We start from the raw sequence: 20,955 nt of genomic DNA, 5'->3' as shown, positions 1-20,955 counted from the left end.
CCCCCCCCGGACCGCACTCGGCGCCGAGCAGCGCCCGCGCGAATCCGTCGGCCTGCTCGGGCTGCACCCCCGGCACGGACAGCAGCTGCCAGGGGTCGTCGCGCAGCACCTGCCCGGCCTGCTCCCCGAGCGTGGCCGCGACCGGCTCGGCCAGCGCCACGGGCGCACCGCCCTCGGCGAGTACCTCCTGTACGGACGCGACGGCCTTCGGAGCGGGGGGAGCGACGCCCGTGACCGGCTCGGGCGCCTCCCGCCGCAAGGCTGCGGCAGGAGCGGGTGCGGCGGGGCGCGGCGCGGTCGGCGGGGACGCGAAGAACGCCTCGCCGGACTTCGCGCCGCTTTCCACGGCCCGTACCGCCGCGAGCAGATCGGCGGCCTGCCCGCTCAGCTTGGCGCCCGCCTCGACGGGGGCTTCCTTGGCGGCCTTGCGCTGCGCGATGCGCTCCCGCAGCACCCGCTGAGCGGCCAACTCGGCCTCGGCCTCGGAGCGCTGGGGCACGGCGGCCTCGGCCGTGGCAACCACCGCGTCGGCGTCGGCTTCCGCCCCGGTCTCCTCGGCGGCGGGCGCGACCTCGGTGGCCTCGGCGTGGCCGGCCTCCCCGGATTCTCCGGTCGCCTCGGCCGGCTCGTCCTGGGCACTCCTGTCGACGGGCGCGGCCTCGCTGTCAGGACCGCTGCCGTCGGACCGGCCGTCGTCCTCGGACGGGTCGGCTCTGCCGGACTCGACCGACGGGGTGTCGTCCCCGGCGGCCTCGTCGGGCTCCGAGTTCACGTCCACCTCTCCATCCCCGTGGCCGTCGCCTTCGGCTTCCGGCGACGGCGAGCGGGGCGGCGCGGTCGACACCTCGGCGTCGGCCCCGTCCTCGCCCGGCGCGCCGGCCTCGATGGGCTCCGGCTCCGGTGCCGTGTCGGTGGCCTCGCCCGCGGCAGCGGTGTCGCGGTCCGTACTCACAGCGTGCTCCAGTCCTGGTCGGGATAGCGGTGCACGGGCGCCGACACATCGTCGAGCGCCTGGCAGATCTCGTCTGGAAGACTAAGCGCCTCCACTGACAATGCGGCCCTGAGCTGCTGCGCGTTGCGCGCGCCGACAATCGGGGCCACCACACCGGGCCGGTCGCGGACCCAGGCCAGCGCCACCTGGAGCGTGGTCGTGGCCAGCCCGTCCGCAGCCGTCGCGACCGCGTCCACGATGCGGCTCGCCGCGTCGTCCAGGTAGGGCTCGACGAAACCGGCCAGATGCTGGGACGCGCCCCGGGAGTCCGCCGGGGTCGAAGTGCGGTACTTGCCGGTGAGGACGCCCCGGCCCAGCGGCGAGGACGGCAACAGCCCCACTCCCAGGTCGATCGCGGCCGGCAGCACCTCGCGCTCCACACCGCGCTGGAGGAGCGAGTACTCCATTTGCGTGCTGGCCAGCCGGGTCCGCAGCCCCGGAGCGGCGAGCTGCCAGGTGGCGGCCTTGGCCAGCTGCCAGCCGCAGAAGTTGGACAGCCCCGCGTACCGCGCCCGGCCACTGCTCACGGCTATGTCGAGCGCCTGGAGGGTCTCGTCGAGCGGGGTCCCCGGGTCGAAGGCGTGGACCTGCCACAGATCGACGTAGTCGGTGCCCAGTCGCTCCAGGGAGGCGTCGAGCGCGGCCAGCAGGTGACCGCGTGAGCCGTTGAAACGCCGGTCGGGCTCGGGCACGCTGCCCGCCTTGGTCGCGATGACCAGGTCCCGCCGCGGCACGAGCCGTTCGACGAGCTGTCCGAGCAGATACTCGGCGTCGCCTCCGCCGTACACGTCCGCCGTGTCGACGAGGGTCCCGCCCGCGTCCCAGAAGACCTTCAACTGGTCGGCGGCGTCGTGCTCGCCGGTGTCCCGGCCCCACGTGAGAGTGCCGAGCCCGATCCGGGATACGCGCAGGCCCGTGCGGCCGAGATGCCTCTGCTCCATGGGCGCTGAGATTACTGGCCAGGAGTCCGCTGCAAGCAGCCCTGTGGACAACCCGGTCCTGACGGATCGCGCTCCCGCGCGCTAGAGTCCCCGGCACAAGGACGTTACTCACCAGTAAGAGGAGCGGTTATGCGGCTCGGTATCAACCTCGGCTACTGGGGCGCGGGGATGGACGGCGACAATCTGGCCGTCGCGCAGGAGGCGGACCGCCTCGGCTACGACGTCTGTTGGGCCGCCGAGGCCTACGGGTCGGACGCCGCGACCGTGCTCACCTGGGTGGCCGCCCAGACCGAGCGCATCGACGTGGGCTCCGCGATTTTCCAGATCCCCGCCCGCGCACCCGCGATGACGGCGATGACGGCCGCCACCCTCGACTCCCTCTCGGGCGGGCGCTTCCGGCTGGGCCTGGGCGTCTCGGGCCCGCAGGTCTCCGAGGGCTGGTACGGCGTGAAGTTCGACAAGCCGCTGGCCCGCACCCGCGAGTACGTGGAGATCGTCCGCAAGGCCATGACCCGCGAGCGCCTGTCGTACGAGGGGCAGCACTGGACGCTGCCGCTGCCCGACGGCCCCGGCAAGCCGCTCAAGCTGACGGTCCACCCGCAGCGCGAGCACATCCCGCTCTACATCGCCGCGATCGGCCCCAAGAACCTGGAGCAGACCGGCGAGATCGCCGACGGCGCGCTGCTGATCTTCCCCTCCGCCGACCACCTCGAAGACACCGCGATCAAGCACCTGCGCGCGGGCCGCGAGAAGGCGGGCAAGACCATGGACGGCTTCGACGTCTGCCCGACGCTGCCGCTCGCGGTCGGCGACGACGTCAACGCGCTGGCCGATACCTTCCGCCCGTACACCGCGCTGTATGTCGGTGGCATGGGCAGCCGCAAGCAGAACTTCTACAACCAGCTCGCACAGCGCATGGGCTATGAGAAGGAAGCCGCCGAGATCCAGGACAAGTACCTGTCCGGCGACAAGACGGGCGCGGCCGCCGCGATCCCGCACCAGCTGATCGACCAGACCACCCTGCTGGGCTCCGTGGAGCGGATCGCCGAGCGGATGCAGGCCTATGCCGCGGCCGGAGTGACAACGCTGACGCTGGCCCCCGCGGGCTTCACGCTCGACGAGCGGCTCACGGCCCTGCGCGCCGGCACCGACGCCCTGGAGCGCGCCGGTTTGGCCTAACGACCTCGGGGGCAATGGAGCGTGGGCTCCCGACGTCATGCGACTCCGCCTCCGGCGTTGTCGTCGGTCGACGACGCTCCGCGTCGCCTCCCTCCTCCGCCTAGGACGCGAAGCCGCATGACGCCACTCGCTGATCCACGCTCCATTGCCCCCGAGGTCGTAACCGCCCGGGGCGGTCGGCGTAACCGGCGAGGAGAGAAAGTCTGCGGCCGTGGTGGGGGCTCGGGGGTCTTCCCCGCCACGGCCGTCGTGGAGAACAACGCTTCACGAGCCCGTGGGTTACGCGCAGATACGGTTCGCCCTGTCCTTCTTCCGGCTGAGTTGTCCGGCGCAGCTGTTGCCTGCCCTCCCATCACGCACTTGACTTGTTCTTTGCGGATGTATTCACGGAGGTGTGCCCGATGCTCTCGGCCCGAATCCTGTTCCAGGAAATCATCGACAACGACGACTCCTTCCAGCTCTTCTGCTCCATCGCGGCCAGCGGCGAGGCCCAGGGCGGCTGGGAGAACGGCCGGATCGCGGCCCTGGTCCCCGAGAGCATGCGCGCCCTCGCACCCAAGATCACCCGGCACGGCGCGGACGAGGACAAGCACGGCAGGCTCTTCAACGCCCTGCTGAAGAAGCGCGGCCTCGAACCGGTTCCGGTCCCGCCGGACACCGACTACACGATGCTGCTCGAACGCAAGGGCATCGGTCTGGCCCACGAGAAGCTGCGCCTCGACAAGCCGCTCACCGAGCAGGACATCCTCGTGTACCTGTCGCACAGCCGGGTCACGGAGCAGCGCGCCGCAGACCAGATGGTCATGCTGGTGAAGTACTTCGGCGACCACCCCGAGGCGGGCAGGCCGATCAGGATGATCTGCCACGACGAGGACAACCACCTCGCGTACTGCCACGAGGAGCTGCTGCGCCTGGCCCGCGCAGGGCACGGCCGGGAGATCCAGCGTGTCCTGCGCGAGAGCGCCCTCGCCGAGATCGGTGTCCACCGGGACGTGAGCCTCGCCGTCATGGCGCAGATGGGCCGCATCCTGGGCTGGCCGAAGTCCAAGGCCGCCGCGCTGGCCACCGGAATCCGCGGCATGTACGCGTACGAACGCCTCGGTGGCTGGCGGCGAATGGTGAGCCTGACCATGCCGGAGCACCGGGGCGCACTCGACGGCCCGTCGACGTCAGCGCCCGAGTTCGCCTGAGCCCAGCAACCCCGAAACCCGAAGCCTCTGAGCCCGAACGTCCGAACATCGGGCTCAGAGCCAGCCGCGCCGCTTGAACTGGCGGTACAGGCCGACCTCGCACAACGCCATGAACAGGACCACGGCCGGATAGGACCACGTCCAGGTCAGCTCCGGCATATGCTCGAAGTTCATGCCGTAGATGCCCGCGACCATCGTCGGTACCGCCGCCATGGCGGCCCACGCCGAGATCTTCCGCATGTCGTCGTTCTGCCGTACCCCCATCTGTGCGAGATGCGCGGACAGGATGTCGGACAGCAGTCGGTCAAGACCGTCCACCTGCTCGTTGGCCCGGGCGAGGTGGTCGCTCACGTCTCGGAAGAACGGCTGAGCGTGCTCGTCGACGAACGGCAGACCGGGGGACGACAGCCGCAGCATGGGCTGGGTGAGCGGCCCCGTCGCACGGCGGAATTCGAGTACCTGCCGCTTGAAGGTGTAGATCCTTGCGGCCGTGGATGGCGCGCGGGGCGTGCCCTTGGCAGGCGACCCCGTCGGCTCCCCGACCGGTGCGAAAACCTCCGCCTCCAGCTCCTCCAGGTCGGTCTGGAGCTCGATCCCGACCTCCAGATAGTTGTCCACGACGGCGTCGCTCACGGCGTACAGCACCGAGGTGGGTCCGTGCCGCAGGACTTCGGGGTCGGATTCGAGGCGGTGGCGCACGGCGGCCAGCGGTGAGCTCTCGCCGTGCCTCACCGTCACCACGAAGGAATCGCCGACGAAGAGCATCAGCTCGTCCGTGGTCACGGTGTCGCTCTCCGGCTCGTAGAGCACCGGCTTGAGCACCGCGAAGAGCGAATCCTCGTACACCTCCAACTTGGGCCGCTGATGGGCCCTGAGAGCGTCCTCCACGGCCAGCGGATGCAGCCCGAACTCGCTGCTGACGAGAGCGAACTCCTCCTCCGTCGGCTCATGCAGCCCGATCCACAAAAACGCGTCCCCGGCGGCACGCGCCTCCGCGAGGGCATCCGAAAAGTCGGAAGGGCCCTCGGTGCGGCGCCCTTCCCGGTAGATGGCACAGTCCACGATCACGGCGCGCATTCTCCCCCGGTAAGGGCCCGAGCGCACCTCGGCGCGATCCGCCGCCTAGGCTGACCGCCATGGCCACGCTGATCCTCGTACGCCACGGACGCTCGACCGCCAACACCGCGGGGCTGCTCGCGGGCTGGACGCCGGGCGTCTCCCTCGACGAGCGCGGTACCGCCCAGGCGGCCGCCCTCCCCAGCAGGCTGGCAGCCGTGCCGCTGGCATCCGTCGTCAGCAGTCCGCTCGACCGCTGCCGCCAGACCCTCCAGCCGCTGCTCGACGCGCGCCCCGGGCTCCCCCTGCACACCGACGACCGCATCGGCGAGTGCCACTACGGCGACTGGACGGGCCGTAAGCTCGCCGAGCTGACCGACGAGCCGCTGATGGCCGCGGTGCAGCAGCACCCGTCGTCCGTCACCTTTCCCGGCGGCGAGTCGATGCGCGCCATGCAGGCGCGCGCGGTCGACGCGGTCCGGGACTGGAACGCGCGCGTCGAGGCGGAGCACGGCGAGGACGCCGTCTACGTGATGTGCTCGCACGGCGACATCATCAAGTCCGTCGTCGCCGACGCGCTCGGCCTTCACCTTGATCTCTTCCAGCGGATTCACGTCGACCCGTGTTCCCTCACGGCCATCCGCTACACGGGACTGCGCCCGTTCCTCGTGCGCCTCGGCGACACCGGAGACCTCGGCTCGTTGGCCCCGCGGGAGAACGGCAACGGCGCGGACGCGGCCGTAGGAGGCGGCGCGGGCGCACCGTGATCGCTTCGCGCAGTAGGGTGGACGGGCCCTGAGCCCGCGCGTACAACCGAATTCAAGGGAGAGCAGGACGTGTCCCGTCAGGTATACCTCTACGACCCACCGGACCGCTTTGTGGCCGGTACGGTCGGGCTGCCTGGACGTCGTACGTTCTTCCTGCAGGCGTCGGCGGCCGGTCGGGTCACCAGCGTCTCGCTGGAGAAGACCCAAGTGGCCGCCCTCGCCGAGCGGATCGACGAACTGCTCGACGAAGTGGTGCGCCGCACCGGCGGCAACGCACCGGTGCCGGCCGTCGCCCCCGCCGATGTCACGGACAGCGCGCCGCTGGACGCCCCCGTCGAGGAGGAGTTCCGCGTCGGCACCATGGCGCTGGCCTGGGACGGCGAGGAGCAGCGCATGATCGTCGAGGCGCAGGCCCTGGTCGAACTCGACGCCTCGGACGAGGAAGACCTCGCGGACGCCGAGGAACGGCTGCTCCAGGACGAGGAGAACGGCCCGCCGATGCTGCGGGTACGGCTCAGCGGCGCGCAGGCCAGAGCCTTCGCCAAGCGCGCCCTCGACGTCGTCAACGCGGGGCGGCCGCCCTGCCCCCTGTGCAGCCTGCCGCTCGACTCGGAAGGACACGTATGTCCGCGCCAGAACGGATACCGCCGCGGAGCGTGACGCCGGTGGATCAGCTCACTGTCCTGGCGAAGGGGCAGCTCACGGTCCGCGGACGGGTCCGTGAGGCCTCCAACGCGGTGCTCTACTGCGGGATCGAGTACGAGGGCGTGTCGGCGTCCTGCGTCTACAAGCCGGTCGCCGGGGAACGGCCCCTGTGGGACTTCCCCGACGGCACGCTCGCGCAGCGCGAGGTCGCCGCGTACGAGATCTCCGAGGCGACCGGCTGGGGCCTGGTGCCGCCGACCGTGCTGCGCGACGGGCCGTACGGCGAGGGCATGTGCCAGCTGTGGATCGAGGCGGACGCCGACGGCGGACTGCTGGCCCTGGTCGAGGACGAGGAGCCCGGCGAGGGCTGGAAGCCGGTCGTCTTCGCGGAGGTCGCCGAAGGCCGCACCGCGCTGCTCGTGCACGCCGACGACGAGCGGCTGCGGCGGCTCGCGGTCCTCGACGCGGTCATCAACAACGCCGACCGCAAAGGCGGTCATCTGCTGCCGACGGCCGACGGGAAGCTGTACGGCATCGACCACGGCGTGACCTTCAACGCCGAGGACAAGCTCCGTACCCTGCTGTGGGGCTGGGCCGGTGACCCCCTGACGGCGGAAGCCCTGGAGGTTCTGGCGCGGATGTCCGACGCCCTGGCGGAGGGCAGGCCCCTGGCCACCCGTCTGGCCGAACTGATCACCCCGGCCGAGGTCGAGGCGGTGCGCGCACGGGTGACGGCACTGCGGACCACGGCCCGCCACCCGCAGCCGAGCGGCGAGTGGCCGGCTATTCCCTGGCCGCCGGTGTGATGTCTCACCAGCCGTGACCGGTGATCCGTTCCGCATCCGGTTCGTATCCGGAACGTGCGTCCGGTTACGCTCATGACATGCATGCCTGGCCCGCTTCTGACGTCCCCGCCCTGCCTGGTAAGGGCCGCGACCTCAAGATCCACGACACCGCGACCGGTGGTCCCGTATCCCTGGACCCCGGCCCTGTCGCCCGTATCTATGTCTGCGGCATTACGCCGTACGACGCGACCCACATGGGTCACGCGGCGACCTACAACGCGTTCGACCTCGTTCAGCGCGTGTGGCTCGATACCAAGCGGCAGGTTCATTACGTCCAAAATGTGACGGACGTGGATGACCCTCTGCTGGAGCGGGCGATCCGCGACGGCCACGACTGGACCGAGCTCGCGGAGCGTGAAACCGCTCTGTTCCGCGAGGACATGACGGCCCTGCGGATGCTCCCGCCGCAGCACTACATCGGCGCGGTCGAGGCGATACCCGGCATCGTCCCGCTCGTCGAGCGGCTGCGCGACAAGGGCGCCGCGTACGAGCTCGAAGGGGACGTGTACTTCTCCGTCGAGGCCGACCCGCACTTCGGTGAGGTGTCCGGGCTCGACGCCGACGCGATGCGGCTGCTCTCCGCCGAGCGCGGCGGCGACCCGGACCGTCCCGGCAAGAAGAACCCGCTCGACCCGATGCTCTGGATGGCCGCCCGTGAGGGCGAGCCGAGCTGGGACGGGGCGAGCCTGGGCCGCGGCCGGCCCGGCTGGCACATCGAGTGTGTGGCCATCGCTTTGGACCACCTCGGCATGGGCTTCGACGTGCAGGGCGGCGGCTCCGACCTCGCCTTCCCGCACCACGAGATGGGCGCTTCGCACGCCCAGGCGCTGACCGGCGAGCACCCGTTCGCCAAGGCCTACGTGCACGCCGGGATGGTCGGTCTGGACGGCGAGAAGATGTCGAAGTCCCGGGGCAACCTGGTCTTCGTGTCGAAGGTGCGCCGCGACGGTGTCGACCCGGCCGCGATCCGTCTCGCCCTGCACTCGCACCACTACCGCTCCGACTGGGAGTGGACGGACCAGGTGCTCGCGGACGCCGTCGAGCGTCTCGCGCGCTGGCGCGCCGCCGTGTCGCGCCCCGACGGACCGTCCGCCGACGCCCTGGTCGAGGAGATCCGCGAAGCCCTGGCCGACGACCTCGACACCCCGTCCGCGCTGCGTGCGGTGGACCGCTGGGCCGCGCTCCAGCAGTCCGACGGCGGTACGCAGGAGGGGGCGCCCGGTGTGGTCTCGCGCGCCGTCGACGCACTCCTCGGGGTGGCCCTGTAGCTGAACCTCTCGCAGAGCCCCTTGTAGGGACATGACGGTGCCGGGCGGAGGATTCTCCGCCCGGCACCGCTTTCTTGGGATGCCCTGTGCCTGTGTTTCCTGTGCCTGTGTCGCGTGCCTTTGACGGCCACCCTCCGGTCGGCCCGCCGTTCCTGCCCGCACCAACTCCCCTTGCGATCAAGGCGAATGGGCAACCCTGGCACTCCATCCGGATAGAGATGTGACGTGGTATTCCGGCCGAACCCTGCGGAGAGTCCTGTCGTGTGGTGAGGTATGTGCGTCTGTAGACATTCGTCGGAAGGACGACTCATGAACCGTTCCTTCGCACGTCGAACACTGCTCACCACCGGCGCCGCCCTGACCGGCACGGCCCTCCTCCCGCCACTCCCCGCCGCCGCGCGGGCGTCCGGAGCGGCCCCCGCTCGGTGGCCCACCCGCTTCCCGCTGCCGGACGGCTTCCAGCCCGAAGGCATCGCCATCGGCTCGCGTCCGTACGCCTACTTCGGCTCGCTGCGCGACGGCTCCATCCATGGTGCGAGCCTGGCCACCGGCCGGGGCCGGATCATCAGCAAGGGCACTGGCGCGATGTCCGTCGGGCTCAAACTGGACAGCGCAGGCAGGCTGTTCATCGGCGGCGGCTACTCACGTCAGATCAGGGTCGTCGACACCCACGGGGGCGCGATCCTCGCCACGTACGACGTCGGCACGGCCACCAGCATGGTCAATGACGTTGTACTGCGGCCGGGTGTCGCCTGGTTCACCGATTCCTTCAACCCGGTGCTCTACGGGCTCCCGCTCGGGCGGCGCGGCGAACTGCCGCCGACGAGCGCGATCGTCACCCGCGAGCTGACGGGGGACTGGGCCCAGGGGTCCGCCTTCACCGCGAACGGGATCGAGCGGACCCCGGACGGCCGGGCCCTGCTGGTGGTCAACACCGTCGTGGACGGCGGTGCGCTGATGCGCGTCGACCCGCGCACGGGCGTCGCCCGCCAGGTCGACCTGGGCCCGCTGAAGATCCCCAATGGAGACGGCCTGTTGCTGCTCGGCCGTCTCCTGTACGTCGTCCAGCAGTCGCAGAACGCGATCGACGTGGTGCGGCTGAACGCGAGCGGCACCAGAGGCGTCGCGGTCGCCCGCATCACCGACCCGCGCTTCCGGATTCCTACCACCGCGGCGGCCTGGGGCGACCGCATCCTTCTGCCCAACGCCCGCTTCGACGTGCCGCCGACGCCCGACACGGAGTACGACGTGGTGTCCGTGCGCAGGGTCTGAGGACCGGGCCGCGGAAGCCCGCGGGCTGCACATGCGGTGGGGGCGGCGCCACAAGGCACCGCCCCACCGTCATCGTTCACTGCCGCGCCGCTCCCGGCCCGCTACTCCTCCGAGGAGTCCTCCGCGCCGCTGCCGCCCGCCTCGTCGGCGCCCCCCTCCTCGGGGACCGCCTCGTCGGGAACCGCCTCCGCGCGCGGCGGCCTGGGCGGCCGGGTGCGACCGCCGGCGTTGTCACGCAGATACGACGTACTGCTCTCGCTGCCGTCCGTGGCGTGACCGGGGCCGGACACACCGGGTCCCGGACCGCCGTCGCGCCGCCGCAGGTACCGCTCGAACTCGCGGGCGATGGCCTCGCCCGACGCCTCGGGAAGGTCCGCGGTGTCCCGCGCCTCCTCCAGCGACTGCACGTACTCGGCGACCTCGCTGTCCTCCGCGGCCAGCTGGTCCACGCCGACCTGCCAGGCGCGGGCGTCCTCGGGCAGCTCGCCGAGCGGGATCCGCAGATTGATGAGGTCTTCGAGACGGTTGAGCAGGGCGAGCGTGGCCTTGGGGTTCGGCGGCTGCGAGACATAGTGCGGTACGGCCGCCCACAGGCTCACGGCCGGGACACCGGCATGCGTGCACGCCTCCTGGAGGATGCCGACGATGCCCGTGGGGCCCTCGTACCGGGTCTCCTCCAGATCCATCGCCCGCGCCAGATCCGCGTCCGACGTGACACCGCTGACCGGCACCGGGCGGGTGTGCGGAGTGTCACCGAGCAGTGCGCCCAGGATCACGACCATCTCGACGCCCAGCTCATGTGCGAAGCCGAGGATCTCGTTGCAGTACGAGCGCCAGCGCATCGACGGCTCGATGCCGCGGACCAGAACGAGGTCGCGGGGCTTGTCGCCGCCGATCCTCACGACGGAAAGCCGCGTGGTCGGCCAGGTGATCTTGCGGACCCCGCCGTCCAGGAACACCGTGGGACGGTTCACCTGGAAGTCGTAGTAGTCCTCGGCGTCCAGCGCCGCGAACACCTCGCCCTTCCACTCCCGCTCCAGGTGCGCGACCGCGGTGGAGGCGGCGTCGCCGGCGTCGTTCCAGCCCTCGAACGCGGCCACCATCACCGGGTCGATCAGCTCGGGAACACTCTCGAGCTCGATCACCCGGTGCCTCCTTCCGAAGCGTGTGAAGTTCCTTTGTGCATGTGCCAACCCTACGGCTTCCAGCAGGTCCGGCCGCAGCCCCTGCGCACGGCCGGGTGAACACGGTGACGCCTGATAGCACCGGGGAAGCGTGCCCCTTCGTGCGCGAAATCATTCGAAAGGGACGGAGCGCGCTCAGAGCGTGGTGCGCAGCCACTGCTCGACGCTCGCGATGTGCACCGTCGCCCAGGACCGCGCCGCCTCCGCGTCCCCGTCGCGCAGCGCGGTGAGGATCGCGCGGTGCTCGTGGAGCGTGCGGCTGACGGCGTCCTCCTGGGTCAGGCCGCGCCAGATGCGGGCCCGGGTCGTCGGGCCGGAAAGCCCGTCGAGCAGGGAGCACAGCACCGAGTTGCCGGAGCTCTGCACGATGACACGGTGGAATTCGAGATCGCAGGCGACCAGCTCCTCGACCGAGGGCTGCGGTCCAAGGGCGTCCAACTGGTCGCTCAGAGCGTCCAATTGGGCGCCGGTGATCCTGGAGCTCGCCATCGCGGTGGCGGCGGGCTCCAGGATGCGGCGTACGGCCAGGAACTCCAGCACCGTGTCGTCCCGGTGGAAGTCCACGACGAAACTCATCGCCTCGAGGAGCAGTTGCGGGTCCAGGCTGGTGACATAGGTCCCGTCGCCCTGGCGCACGTCGAGGATGCGGATCAGCGACAGGGCGCGCACCGCCTCGCGCAGCGAGTTGCGGGACAGGCCCAGCTCGGCGGCGAGTTCGCTTTCCTTGGGGAGGCGGTCGCCGGGCCGCAACGCGCCCGAGACGATCATTTCCTTGATCTTCTCGATGGCTTCGTCGGTGACGGCCATGGACGACCTCCTCGTTGCGTCCGGCAACTGTCACCAGACATCCGATGTATCGCCTCATTATGCCGCCCCGCAGTACCGGTGAGTATCGGCCGCACGCGGACAGCGGTGGGGCCCGCTCAGACCTTGCGGGCCAGTACGTCATCCACATTGCCGCGGATCTCGTCCGTGGCAAGGCCCCGGATCGTCAGCGTCGTACGGCGGCGCAGCACGTCGTCCGCCGTCTCGGCCCACTCGTGGTCACGGGCGTACACGACCTGCGCCCAGATCTCCGGCGCGTCCGGGTGGACACGCTCGGCCAGCGCCGGGTTGTCGTTGGCCAGCCGCGCGATGTCGAAGGCCAGCGAGCCGTAGTGGGTGGCCAGGTGGCGGGCGGTGTCCCCGCCCATCCGCGGACCGGGGCTGCCGCCGTCGACGAGCAGCCGGTGCGCGACCGCGTTCGGGTTGGAGATGCCCGGCAGCGGCTGGTGCTTGGGCAGCCGCGAGATCGGCTCCATGTCTTCGCCCAGCGGGTGGCCGGGCAGCGCGGCGAGCTTGTTCACGACGGTGCGGCCGATGTGACGGAACGTCGTCCACTTGCCGCCGGCCACCGAAAGCATGCCGCCGCGGCCCTCGGTGACGACCGTCTCGCGCTTGGCCTTCGAGGTGTTCCCGGGGCCGCCGGGCAGCACCCGCAGACCGGCGAACGAGTAGGTGATCAGGTCGCGGGACAGCTGCTGGTCGCGGATCGAGAAGGCGGCCTCGTCCAGGATCTGGGTGATGTCCTTCTCGTTGACGGCGACATCGGCCGGGTCGCCCTCGTACTCCTCGTCGGTCGTACCGAGCAGGAGCTGGTCCTCCCAGGGCAGCGCGAAGGTTATCCGGTACTTGTCGATCGGCGTCGCCAGCGCGGCCCGCCAGGGGGCGGTGCGCTTGAGGACCAGGTGCGCGCCCTTGGAGAGGCGGATGGACGGCGCCGCGTCGGGGTTCTCCAGCTTGCGCAGGTGGTCGACCCACGGGCCGGTGGCGTTGAGCACCAGACGCGCGTCGACACCGAACTCCGTACCGTCCATGCGGTCTTCCAGCTCCGCGCCGGTGACCCGACCGTTGGTGAAGCGCAGCCCGGTGACCTTGGCGTGGTTGAGGACGGTGGCGCCCGACTCGACCGCCGCGCGGACCGTCATCAGGGCCATGCGGGAGTCGTTCATCTGGTCGTCGCCGTAGACGGCGACGGCCTTGAGGTTGTCCGTACGCAGCTCGGGCACCTCAAGCGCTGCCTTTTTCGCGCCGATGACATGGCCGACGCCGTCACCGAAGGCGGACAGCGCGGAGTAGGCGAAGACGCCCGCGCCGAGCTTGGCCGCGCCGTGCGGACCGCCCTTGTAGACGGGGAGGTAGAACTTCAGGGGGTTGGACAGGTGCGGCGCGACGTCGCGGGAGACCGCGCGGCGCTCGAAGTGGTTCTCCGCGACCAGCTTGACCGCGCCGGTCTGCAGGTAGCGCAGACCGCCGTGGAGCAGCTTGGAGGAGGCGGAGGAGGTGGCGCCGGCGAAGTCGCCGGCGTCCACCAGCGCCACCCGCAGCCCGGACTGCGCGGCGTGCCAGGCGGTGGAGATGCCCAGGATGCCGCCGCCGATCACCAGGAGGTCGTACGTCGCCTTGGAAAGTCGCTCCCGAGTCTCGGCGCGGCTCGCTGTGGAACCGTCAGCCGGGTGCGTCCCGAGGGCCGGGACGCTCTGCAGGGTGGTCATTGTTTACTCCTCGTCCTCGATCCAGCCCATGGTCCGCTCTACGGCCTTGAGCCAGCTCTTGTACTCGCGGTCGCGGGTGTCCGCGTCCATGCGGGGGGTCCACTCGGCGGCCCTGCGCCAGTTGGCGCGCAGTTCGTCGGTGCTGGACCAGAAGCCGACGGCCAGGCCGGCGGCATAGGCGGCGCCGAGGCAGGTCGTCTCGGCGACCATCGGGCGCACCACGGGTGCGTCCAGGAAGTCCGAGAGGGTCTGCATCAGCAGGTTGTTGGAGGTCATACCGCCGTCGACCTTGAGTGCGGTCAGCTCGACGCCGGAGTCCTTGGTCATGGCGTCACTGATCTCGCGGGTCTGCCAGGCGGTGGCCTCCAGAACGGCGCGGGCGATGTGAGCCTTGGTGACGTACTGGGTGAGACCGGCGATCACACCGCGGGCGTCGGGGCGCCAGTACGGGGCGAAGAGGCCGGAGAAGGCCGGCACGAAGTACGCGCCGCCGTTGTCCTCGACGGAGGACGCCAGCGTCTCGATCTCGGCGGCGCTCTTGATCAGGCCCATCTGGTCGCGCATCCACTGGACGAGCGCACCGGTGACGGCGATCGAACCTTCGAGCGCGTAGACGGGCTTCTGGTCGCCGATCTGGTAACCGACGGTCGTCAGCAGGCCGTTGTACGAGTTGACGGGCGTATTGCCGGTGTTCATCAGCATGAACGTCCCGGTGCCGTACGTCGACTTCGCCTCGCCCTGCGCGAAACAGGTCTGGCCGAACAGGGCGGCCTGCTGGTCACCGAGCGCGGAGGCGACGGGCACACCTGCCAGCGGGCCCTGCTTGGCGACGCCGTACACCTCGGAGGAGGAACGGATCTCCGGCAGCACGGCCATCGGGATGCCCATGGACTGCACGATCTTCTCGTCCCACTGCATCTCCTGCAGGTTCATGAGCATCGTGCGGGAGGCGTTGGTGACGTCGGTGACGTGGACGCCGCCGTCGGTACCACCGGTGAGGTTCCAGATGATCCAGGAATCCATGGTGCCGAAGAGGATGTCGCCGCTGTTGGCGCGCTCACGCAGGCCGTCGACGTTGTCCAGCAGCCAGCGGGCCTTCGGACCGGAGAAGTAGCTGGCCAGCGGCAGGCCCGTCTCGCGGCGGAAGCGGTCCTGGCCGACGTTGCGGCCGAGCTCCTTACAGAGCGCGTCGGTGCGGGTGTCCTGCCAGACGATGGCGTTGTGGACGGGCTCACCGGTGTTCTTGTCCCACATCAGCGTGGTCTCACGCTGGTTGGTGATGCCGATCGCCTTGACGTCGTCGGGCGTGATGCCCGCCTTCTCGATGGCGCTCGCCACGACTTCCTGGACGTTGGTCCAGATCTCGGTCGCGTCGTGCTCCACCCAGCCGGGCTTGGGGAAGATCTGCTCGTGTTCCTTCTGGTCGACCGCGACGATCCGGCCGTCCTTGTCGAAGACGATGCAGCGGCTGGAGGTGGTGCCCTGGTCGATGGCCGCGATGAACGGGCCGGTGGTGTGTGCGTCGGTCACGGTGTGCTCCCGGAGGTCTGTAGAGGGTCGGCCAGTCGGCTCAGGCGAACGCGAGGTTGTAGATCCCGGCGGCGAGTGCTCCGCCGACCAGTGGTCCGAGGACGGGGATCCAGGCGTAGCTCCAGTCGGAGCCGCCCTTGTTCGGCAGCGGGAGCAGGGCGTGCACGATGCGCGGGCCCAGGTCGCGGGCCGGGTTGATCGCGTAGCCGGTCGGCCCGCCGAGCGAGAGGCCTATCGAGACCACGACGAGCGCGGTGATCAGGGCGCCGAGCACGCCCAGACCCTTGCCGCTGTCGTTGAGCCCCTGGGTGAGCACCGCGAGCACGAGCACGGTGGTGCCGATGATCTCGGTGGCCAGGTTCTGCCAGACGACTCGGACTTCCGGGCCGGTGGAGAAGATACCGAGCACCGGGCCGGCGTTGGGAGCGGCCTTCTGGTCGATCAGGCCCTCCTCGGCGGGCTGCGCCGCGAGGATCTCCGGGTCCGTGAGGTGGGCCTGGAACTGGCCGTAGTACGCGATCCAGACCAGGGTGGCGCCGATCATGGCGCCGAGTATCTGACCTGCGAAGTAGACCGGAACGTTGCTCCAGTCCCCGTCCTTGATCGCGATACCGACCGTGACCGCCGGGTTGAGGTGAGCGCCGGACAGCGTGCCGGTCATGTAGACGGCGGTCATGACGGCGAAGCCCCACCCGAAGGTGATGGCGAGCCAGCCGGCGTTCCGCGCCTTCGAGCGCTTGAGCACAACGGCGGCGACGACGCCACCGCCGAGCAGGATGAGTACGGCGGTACCAATGATCTCGCCGATGAAGATGTCGGAGCTGGACACCCGCGACTCCTTTGTCCTTCGTCCAGGGAAAAGGCGGAACCCGGGTCCCTCCGGGTGGTCCGCGCCCTCGGTGAGGGCCTAGCCGGTCCCGTGGCTTTGCCACACTCTAGCGCGTATTGCCGGTAGGTGTTCGGCATTGCCGACCGATGAACGGCAGTTTTGCTTCCGGTAAACACCACGTCAAGGGTTCTGAGGCGAGTGTCGCGATCGTTACCAGCGTGACAGCAGATGGCCGATCGCGCCTCAGAAGCGCCCGGCGCCCAGATCCCGGGAGACGGCGCGGGCGCAGTCGCGTACCGCGGCGACCAGCTCGGGACGGAGTTCCCCGTTCTCGCACACGCGCTCCACCGCACCGGTGATGCCGACCGCGCCGACGGGCATCCCGCGCCGGTCGTGGATGGGCGCGGCGATCGAGGCCACCCCGACCCAGGTCTCCTCCACGTCGGCGGCCCAGCCGCGCGCCCTGGTCAGATCCAGGACGGCCTCGAAGTCCACCGCGTCGGTGATCGTGCGCGGCGTGAAGGTCTCGCGGTCGTTCTCCAGGACCTCGTTGTGCGCCACGGGGTCGTACGCGGAGAGGACCTTGCCCAGGGCCGCGGAGTGCAGCGGCTGCATCGCCCCCACCTCAAGAACCTGCCGGCTGTCGTCCGGGCGGAAGACGTGGTGGATGACCAGCACGCCACGCTGGTGCAGCACGCCCAGATAGGCGCTCTCGCCGCTGGAACGGGCCAGATCGTCGGTCCACACCAGTGCGCGGGCGCGCAGCTCGTGCACGTCCAGGTAGCTGTTGCCCAGGCGGAGCAGCTCGGCGCCCAGCTGGTATCGGCCGGACGCGGCGTCCTGTTCGACGAAGCCCTCCGCCTGGAGGGTGCGCAGAATGCCGTGCGCGGTGCCCTTGGCCAAGCCGAGCGAGGAGGCCACCTCGGACAGGCCGAGCCTTCGTTCGCCACCGGCGAGCAGGCGCAGCATCGCGGCCGCCCGCTCGAGCGACTGGATATGCCGTGCCACCGCTCTGCCTCCTCCGTCTCGGTTCGACAATGCTGAACAGTATCGGCTCATGTCGACTCAGTGTCACCGCGCACCGCTACGTCCGCCTCGTGGGACGCATCTCGGCGCGAACGGCACCACAGTTACCCTGGCCGGGTGCGCCTTCCGCCGGAAGACGCAAAGCCGACAGCCGTCGCACCTCAGGGAGTATTTCCATGGCCTCGTTGCCGACCCCCACCCCTGCCAGCAGCAGCACCCGAGTAGCAGCCTTCCGTGAGGCGCTCGCCACGCGTGTGGTGGTGGCCGACGGGGCGATGGGCACGATGTTGCAGGCGCAGGATCCGACCATGGAGGACTTCGAGCAGCTGGAGGGCTGCAACGAGATCCTGAATGTCACCCGGCCCGACATTGTGCGTTCGGTGCACGAGGAGTATTTCGCGGTCGGTGTGGACTGCGTGGAGACCAACACCTTCGGTACGAACTACGCGGCGCTCGCCGAGTACGACATTGCGGAGCGGGTCTTCGAGCTGTCGGAGGCGGGGGCGCGGATCGCGCGTGAGGTGGCGGACGAGTTCACGGTGTCGACCGGGCAGCAGCGCTGGGTGCTGGGTTCGATGGGCCCGGGTACGAAGCTGCCGACGTTGGGCCATGCCCCGTACATCACTTTGCGGGACGCGTACCAGCAGAACGCCGAGGGCATGATCGCCGGTGGTGCGGATGCGCTGCTGGTGGAGACGACCCAGGACCTGCTCCAGACGAAGTCCGCGATCATCGGCGCCCGGCGGGCGATGGACGTCGCGGGGATCAGTCTCCCGCTGATCTGCTCGGTGACCGTCGAGACGACCGGCACGATGCTGCTCGGCTCGGAGATCGGCGCGGCACTGACCGCGCTGGAACCGCTGGGCATCGACATGATCGGGCTGAACTGCGCCACGGGCCCGGCCGAGATGAGCGAGCACCTGCGCTACCTCGCCCGCCACTCGCGCATCCCGATCTCCTGCATGCCCAATGCCGGCCTGCCCGTGCTCGGCAAGAACGGCGCGCACTACCCGCTGTCCGCCGGTGAACTCGCCGACGCACAGGAGACGTTCGTCCACGAGTACGGCCTCTCGCTGGTCGGTGGCTGCTGCGGTACGACGCCCGAGCACCTGCGCCAGGTCGTCGAGCGCGTCCGCGACCTGCGCCCCGCCGGGCGCACGGCGCACCCCGAGCCGGGCGCCGCCTCCCTCTACCAGACGGTCCCCTTCCGGCAGGACACCTCGTTCCTGGCGATCGGTGAGCGTACGAACGCCAATGGGTCGAAGAAGTTCCGCGACGCCATGCTGGAGGCCCGCTGGGACGACTGCGTGGAGATGGTCCGCGACCAGATCCGCGAGGGCGCGCACATGCTCGACCTGTGCGTGGACTACGTCGGCCGTGACGGCGTCGCCGACATGCAGGAGCTGGCAGGACGGTTCGCCACCGCCTCCACGTTGCCCCTCGTGCTCGACTCCACCGAAGTCGACGTGCTGCGGGCCGGGTTGGAGAAGCTCGGCGGACGGGCCGTCATCAACTCGGTCAACTACGAGGACGGCGACGGCCCCGAGTCGCGTTTCGCGAAGGTCACCGCACTGGCGCAGGAGCACGGCGCGGCGCTGATGGCGCTCACCATCGACGAGGAGGGCCAGGCCCGTACCGTCGAGCACAAGGTCGCCATCGCCGAGCGCATCATCGACGACCTGACCGGCAACTGGGGCATCCACGAGTCCGACATCCTCATCGACTGCCTGACGTTCACCATCTGCACCGGGCAGGAGGAGTCCCGCAAGGACGGCATCGCGACCATCGAGGCCATCCGCGAACTCAAGCGCCGCCGACCCGATGTGCAGACCACATTGGGCCTGTCCAACATCTCCTTCGGCCTCAACCCGGCCGCCCGGATCGTCCTCAACTCCGTCTTCCTGGACGAGTGCGTGAAGGCCGGACTGGATTCGGCGATCGTGCACGCCTCGAAGATCCTGCCGCTCGCCCGGCTGGGCGAGGAGCAGGTCTCCGTCGCCCTCGACCTCATCCACGACCGCCGCGCCGAGGGCTACGACCCGCTCCAGCGCTACCTCGAACTCTTCGACGGTGTCGACACGAAGTCGATGAAGGCGGGCAAGGCCGAGGAGCTGCTGGCGCTGCCGCTGGGTGAGCGTCTGCAGCGGCGGATCATCGACGGTGAGAAGAAGGGCCTGGAGGCCGATCTCGACGAGGCGCTGGAGACCCGTCCGGCGCTGGCGATCGTCAACGAGACGCTGCTGGAGGGCATGAAGACGGTCGGTGAGCTGTTCGGCTCCGGTCAGATGCAGCTGCCGTTCGTGCTCCAGTCCGCCGAGGTGATGAAGACCGCGGTGGCGCATCTGGAGCCGCACATGGAGAAGACCGACGACGACGGCAAGGGCACGATCGTGCTGGCCACCGTGCGCGGTGACGTCCATGACATCGGCAAGAACCTGGTGGACATCATCCTGTCCAACAACGGCTACAACGTCGTCAACCTCGGCATCAAACAGCCCGTCTCCGCGATCCTGGAAGCCGCCGAGGAACACCGCGCCGACGTCATCGGCATGTCGGGTCTGCTGGTCAAGTCCACGGTGATCATGAAGGAGAACCTCCAGGAGCTGAACCAGCGCAAGATGGCGGCCGACTTCCCGGTCATCCTCGGTGGCGCCGCGCTCACCAGGGCGTATGTCGAGCAGGACCTGCACGAGATCTACGAGGGCGAAGTCCGCTACGCCCGCGACGCCTTCGAAGGTCTGCGTCTGATGGACACCCTCATTGGCATCAAGCGAGGTGTCCCCGGCGCCGTACTGCCGGAACTGAAGAAGCGCCGGGTCGCCAAGCTCGACACCCCCCTCGTCGAGGAAGTCCCCGAAGAGGGCGCCGCCCGCTCCGACGTGAGCATCACCAACCCGGTGCCCACCCCGCCGTTCTGGGGCACCCGCGTCGTCAAGGGCATCGGCCTCAAGGAGTACGCCTCCTGGCTCGACGAGGGCGCGCTGTTCAAGGGCCAGTGGGGTCTCAAGCAGGCCAGGGCCGGCGACGGGCCGACGTACGAGGAGCTGGTGGAGACCGAGGGCCGGCCGCGGCTGCGCGGCTGGCTCGAGCAGCTGCACACCAGGAACCTGCTGGAGGCCGCGGTCGTCTACGGCTACTTCCCGTGCCACTCCAAGGGCGACGACCTGATCCTCCTCAACGACGACGGCTCCGAGCGCACCCGCTTCACCTTCCCGCGTCAGAGCCGGGGCCGCCGCCTGTGCCTGGCCGACTTCTTCCGCCCGGAGGAGTCCGGCGAGCCGGACGTGGTCGGCCTGCAGATCGTCACCGTCGGCTCGAAGATCGGCGGAGCCACCGCCGCACTCTTCGAGTCCAACTCCTACCGCGACTACCTCGAACTGCATGGCCTGTCCGTGCAGTTGGCGGAGGCCCTCGCCGAGTACTGGCACGCGCGCGTGCGCACCGAGCTCGGCTTCGCGGGCGAGGACCCCGCCGAGGTCGCGGACATGTTCGCGCTCAAGTACCGCGGCGCGCGCTTCTCGCTCGGCTACGGCGCCTGCCCCAACCTGGAGGACCGCGCGAAGATCTCCGACCTGCTGAAGCCGGAGCGGATCGGCGTCGAACTCTCCGAGGAGTTCCAGCTGCACCCCGAGCAGTCCACCGACGCCATCGTCATCCATCACCCCGAGGCGAAATACTTCAACGCGCGTTGAGCTGTC

The 20,955-nt window shown here is 69.9% G+C and carries 17 protein-coding genes; 8 read left to right on the top strand and 9 right to left on the bottom strand.

Annotated elements, in window-relative coordinates; genetic code table 11:
* On the bottom strand, positions 1-952 hold a 952-nt coding region (locus QMK30_RS17405; protein ID WP_502963154.1), incomplete at its 3' end, for a helix-hairpin-helix domain-containing protein.
* Entirely contained in the window at positions 949-1,932 is a 984-nt protein-coding gene (locus QMK30_RS17400; RefSeq protein ID WP_283519045.1) for an aldo/keto reductase, read from the bottom strand. The genes QMK30_RS17405 and QMK30_RS17400, both read right to left, overlap by 4 nt.
* Positions 1,933-2,061: 129 nt before the next feature.
* On the opposite strand from QMK30_RS17400, the gene QMK30_RS17395 reads away from it, so the two are divergent.
* Positions 2,062-3,111, top strand: a complete 1,050-nt coding sequence (locus QMK30_RS17395) for an LLM class F420-dependent oxidoreductase (RefSeq protein WP_283519043.1) — start codon at positions 2,062-2,064, stop codon at positions 3,109-3,111.
* 401 nt (positions 3,112-3,512) lie between these two features.
* On the top strand, positions 3,513-4,301 hold the full coding sequence (locus QMK30_RS17390; RefSeq protein ID WP_283519042.1) for a ferritin-like domain-containing protein: 789 nt from the start codon (positions 3,513-3,515) through the stop codon (positions 4,299-4,301).
* Between the two features lie 54 nt (positions 4,302-4,355).
* Here QMK30_RS17390 and QMK30_RS17385 read toward each other — a convergent pair whose 3' ends face one another.
* Complete coding sequence (locus tag QMK30_RS17385; RefSeq protein WP_283519041.1) at positions 4,356-5,378, bottom strand: magnesium and cobalt transport protein CorA; 1,023 nt, start codon at positions 5,376-5,378, stop codon at positions 4,356-4,358.
* A gap of 59 nt (positions 5,379-5,437) precedes the next feature.
* Between QMK30_RS17385 and QMK30_RS17380 the strand changes: the two genes are divergently transcribed.
* The 5 genes from QMK30_RS17380 (at position 5,438) to QMK30_RS17360 (ending at position 10,154) form a co-directional block, all read left to right on the top strand.
* Complete coding sequence (locus QMK30_RS17380; protein ID WP_283519040.1) at positions 5,438-6,124, top strand: histidine phosphatase family protein; 687 nt, start codon at positions 5,438-5,440, stop codon at positions 6,122-6,124.
* A 69-nt stretch (positions 6,125-6,193) separates the two neighbouring features.
* Positions 6,194-6,784, top strand: a complete 591-nt coding sequence (locus tag QMK30_RS17375; RefSeq protein WP_283519039.1) for a DUF3090 domain-containing protein — start codon at positions 6,194-6,196, stop codon at positions 6,782-6,784.
* Positions 6,748-7,575, top strand: a complete 828-nt coding sequence (locus QMK30_RS17370; protein ID WP_283519037.1) for an SCO1664 family protein — start codon at positions 6,748-6,750, stop codon at positions 7,573-7,575. The genes QMK30_RS17375 and QMK30_RS17370 overlap by 37 nt, the downstream gene beginning before the upstream one ends.
* Positions 7,576-7,652: 77 nt before the next feature.
* Positions 7,653-8,882: a cysteine--1-D-myo-inosityl 2-amino-2-deoxy-alpha-D-glucopyranoside ligase gene (mshC, locus tag QMK30_RS17365; RefSeq protein ID WP_283519035.1), complete on the top strand. Its 1,230-nt coding sequence runs from the start codon at positions 7,653-7,655 to the stop codon at positions 8,880-8,882.
* A 309-nt stretch (positions 8,883-9,191) separates the two neighbouring features.
* Positions 9,192-10,154, top strand: coding sequence for an NHL repeat-containing protein (locus tag QMK30_RS17360; RefSeq protein ID WP_283519033.1), 963 nt, complete (start codon positions 9,192-9,194; stop codon positions 10,152-10,154).
* A gap of 101 nt (positions 10,155-10,255) precedes the next feature.
* Here QMK30_RS17360 and QMK30_RS17355 read toward each other — a convergent pair whose 3' ends face one another.
* The 6 genes from QMK30_RS17355 to QMK30_RS17330 all read right to left on the bottom strand — a co-directional run bounded on the left by QMK30_RS17355 (position 10,256) and on the right by QMK30_RS17330 (position 17,290).
* On the bottom strand, positions 10,256-11,299 hold the full coding sequence (locus QMK30_RS17355; protein ID WP_283519031.1) for a PAC2 family protein: 1,044 nt from the start codon (positions 11,297-11,299) through the stop codon (positions 10,256-10,258).
* Between the two features lie 174 nt (positions 11,300-11,473).
* Positions 11,474-12,145, bottom strand: coding sequence for a FadR/GntR family transcriptional regulator (locus tag QMK30_RS17350; RefSeq protein ID WP_283519029.1), 672 nt, complete (start codon positions 12,143-12,145; stop codon positions 11,474-11,476).
* A 116-nt stretch (positions 12,146-12,261) separates the two neighbouring features.
* Complete coding sequence (locus tag QMK30_RS17345; RefSeq protein WP_283519027.1) at positions 12,262-13,872, bottom strand: glycerol-3-phosphate dehydrogenase/oxidase; 1,611 nt, start codon at positions 13,870-13,872, stop codon at positions 12,262-12,264.
* A 3-nt stretch (positions 13,873-13,875) separates the two neighbouring features.
* Complete coding sequence (gene glpK, locus QMK30_RS17340) at positions 13,876-15,402, bottom strand: glycerol kinase GlpK (RefSeq protein WP_283519025.1); 1,527 nt, start codon at positions 15,400-15,402, stop codon at positions 13,876-13,878.
* 40 nt (positions 15,403-15,442) lie between these two features.
* Positions 15,443-16,231: an MIP/aquaporin family protein gene (locus tag QMK30_RS17335; RefSeq protein WP_283519023.1), complete on the bottom strand. Its 789-nt coding sequence runs from the start codon at positions 16,229-16,231 to the stop codon at positions 15,443-15,445.
* A 243-nt stretch (positions 16,232-16,474) separates the two neighbouring features.
* Complete coding sequence (locus tag QMK30_RS17330; RefSeq protein WP_502963153.1) at positions 16,475-17,290, bottom strand: IclR family transcriptional regulator; 816 nt, start codon at positions 17,288-17,290, stop codon at positions 16,475-16,477.
* Between the two features lie 143 nt (positions 17,291-17,433).
* Between QMK30_RS17330 and metH the strand changes: the two genes are divergently transcribed.
* Positions 17,434-20,949, top strand: a complete 3,516-nt coding sequence (metH, locus tag QMK30_RS17325; RefSeq protein WP_283519021.1) for a methionine synthase — start codon at positions 17,434-17,436, stop codon at positions 20,947-20,949.
* The last annotated feature ends 6 nt before the right edge of the window (positions 20,950-20,955 follow it).

The organism is Streptomyces sp. H27-C3, from assembly GCF_030063415.1.
GTDB lineage: Bacteria > Actinomycetota > Actinomycetes > Streptomycetales > Streptomycetaceae > Streptomyces.
Note: the sequence above shows the minus strand (reverse complement) of the source record. Positions and strands in the feature narration are given on the sequence as shown.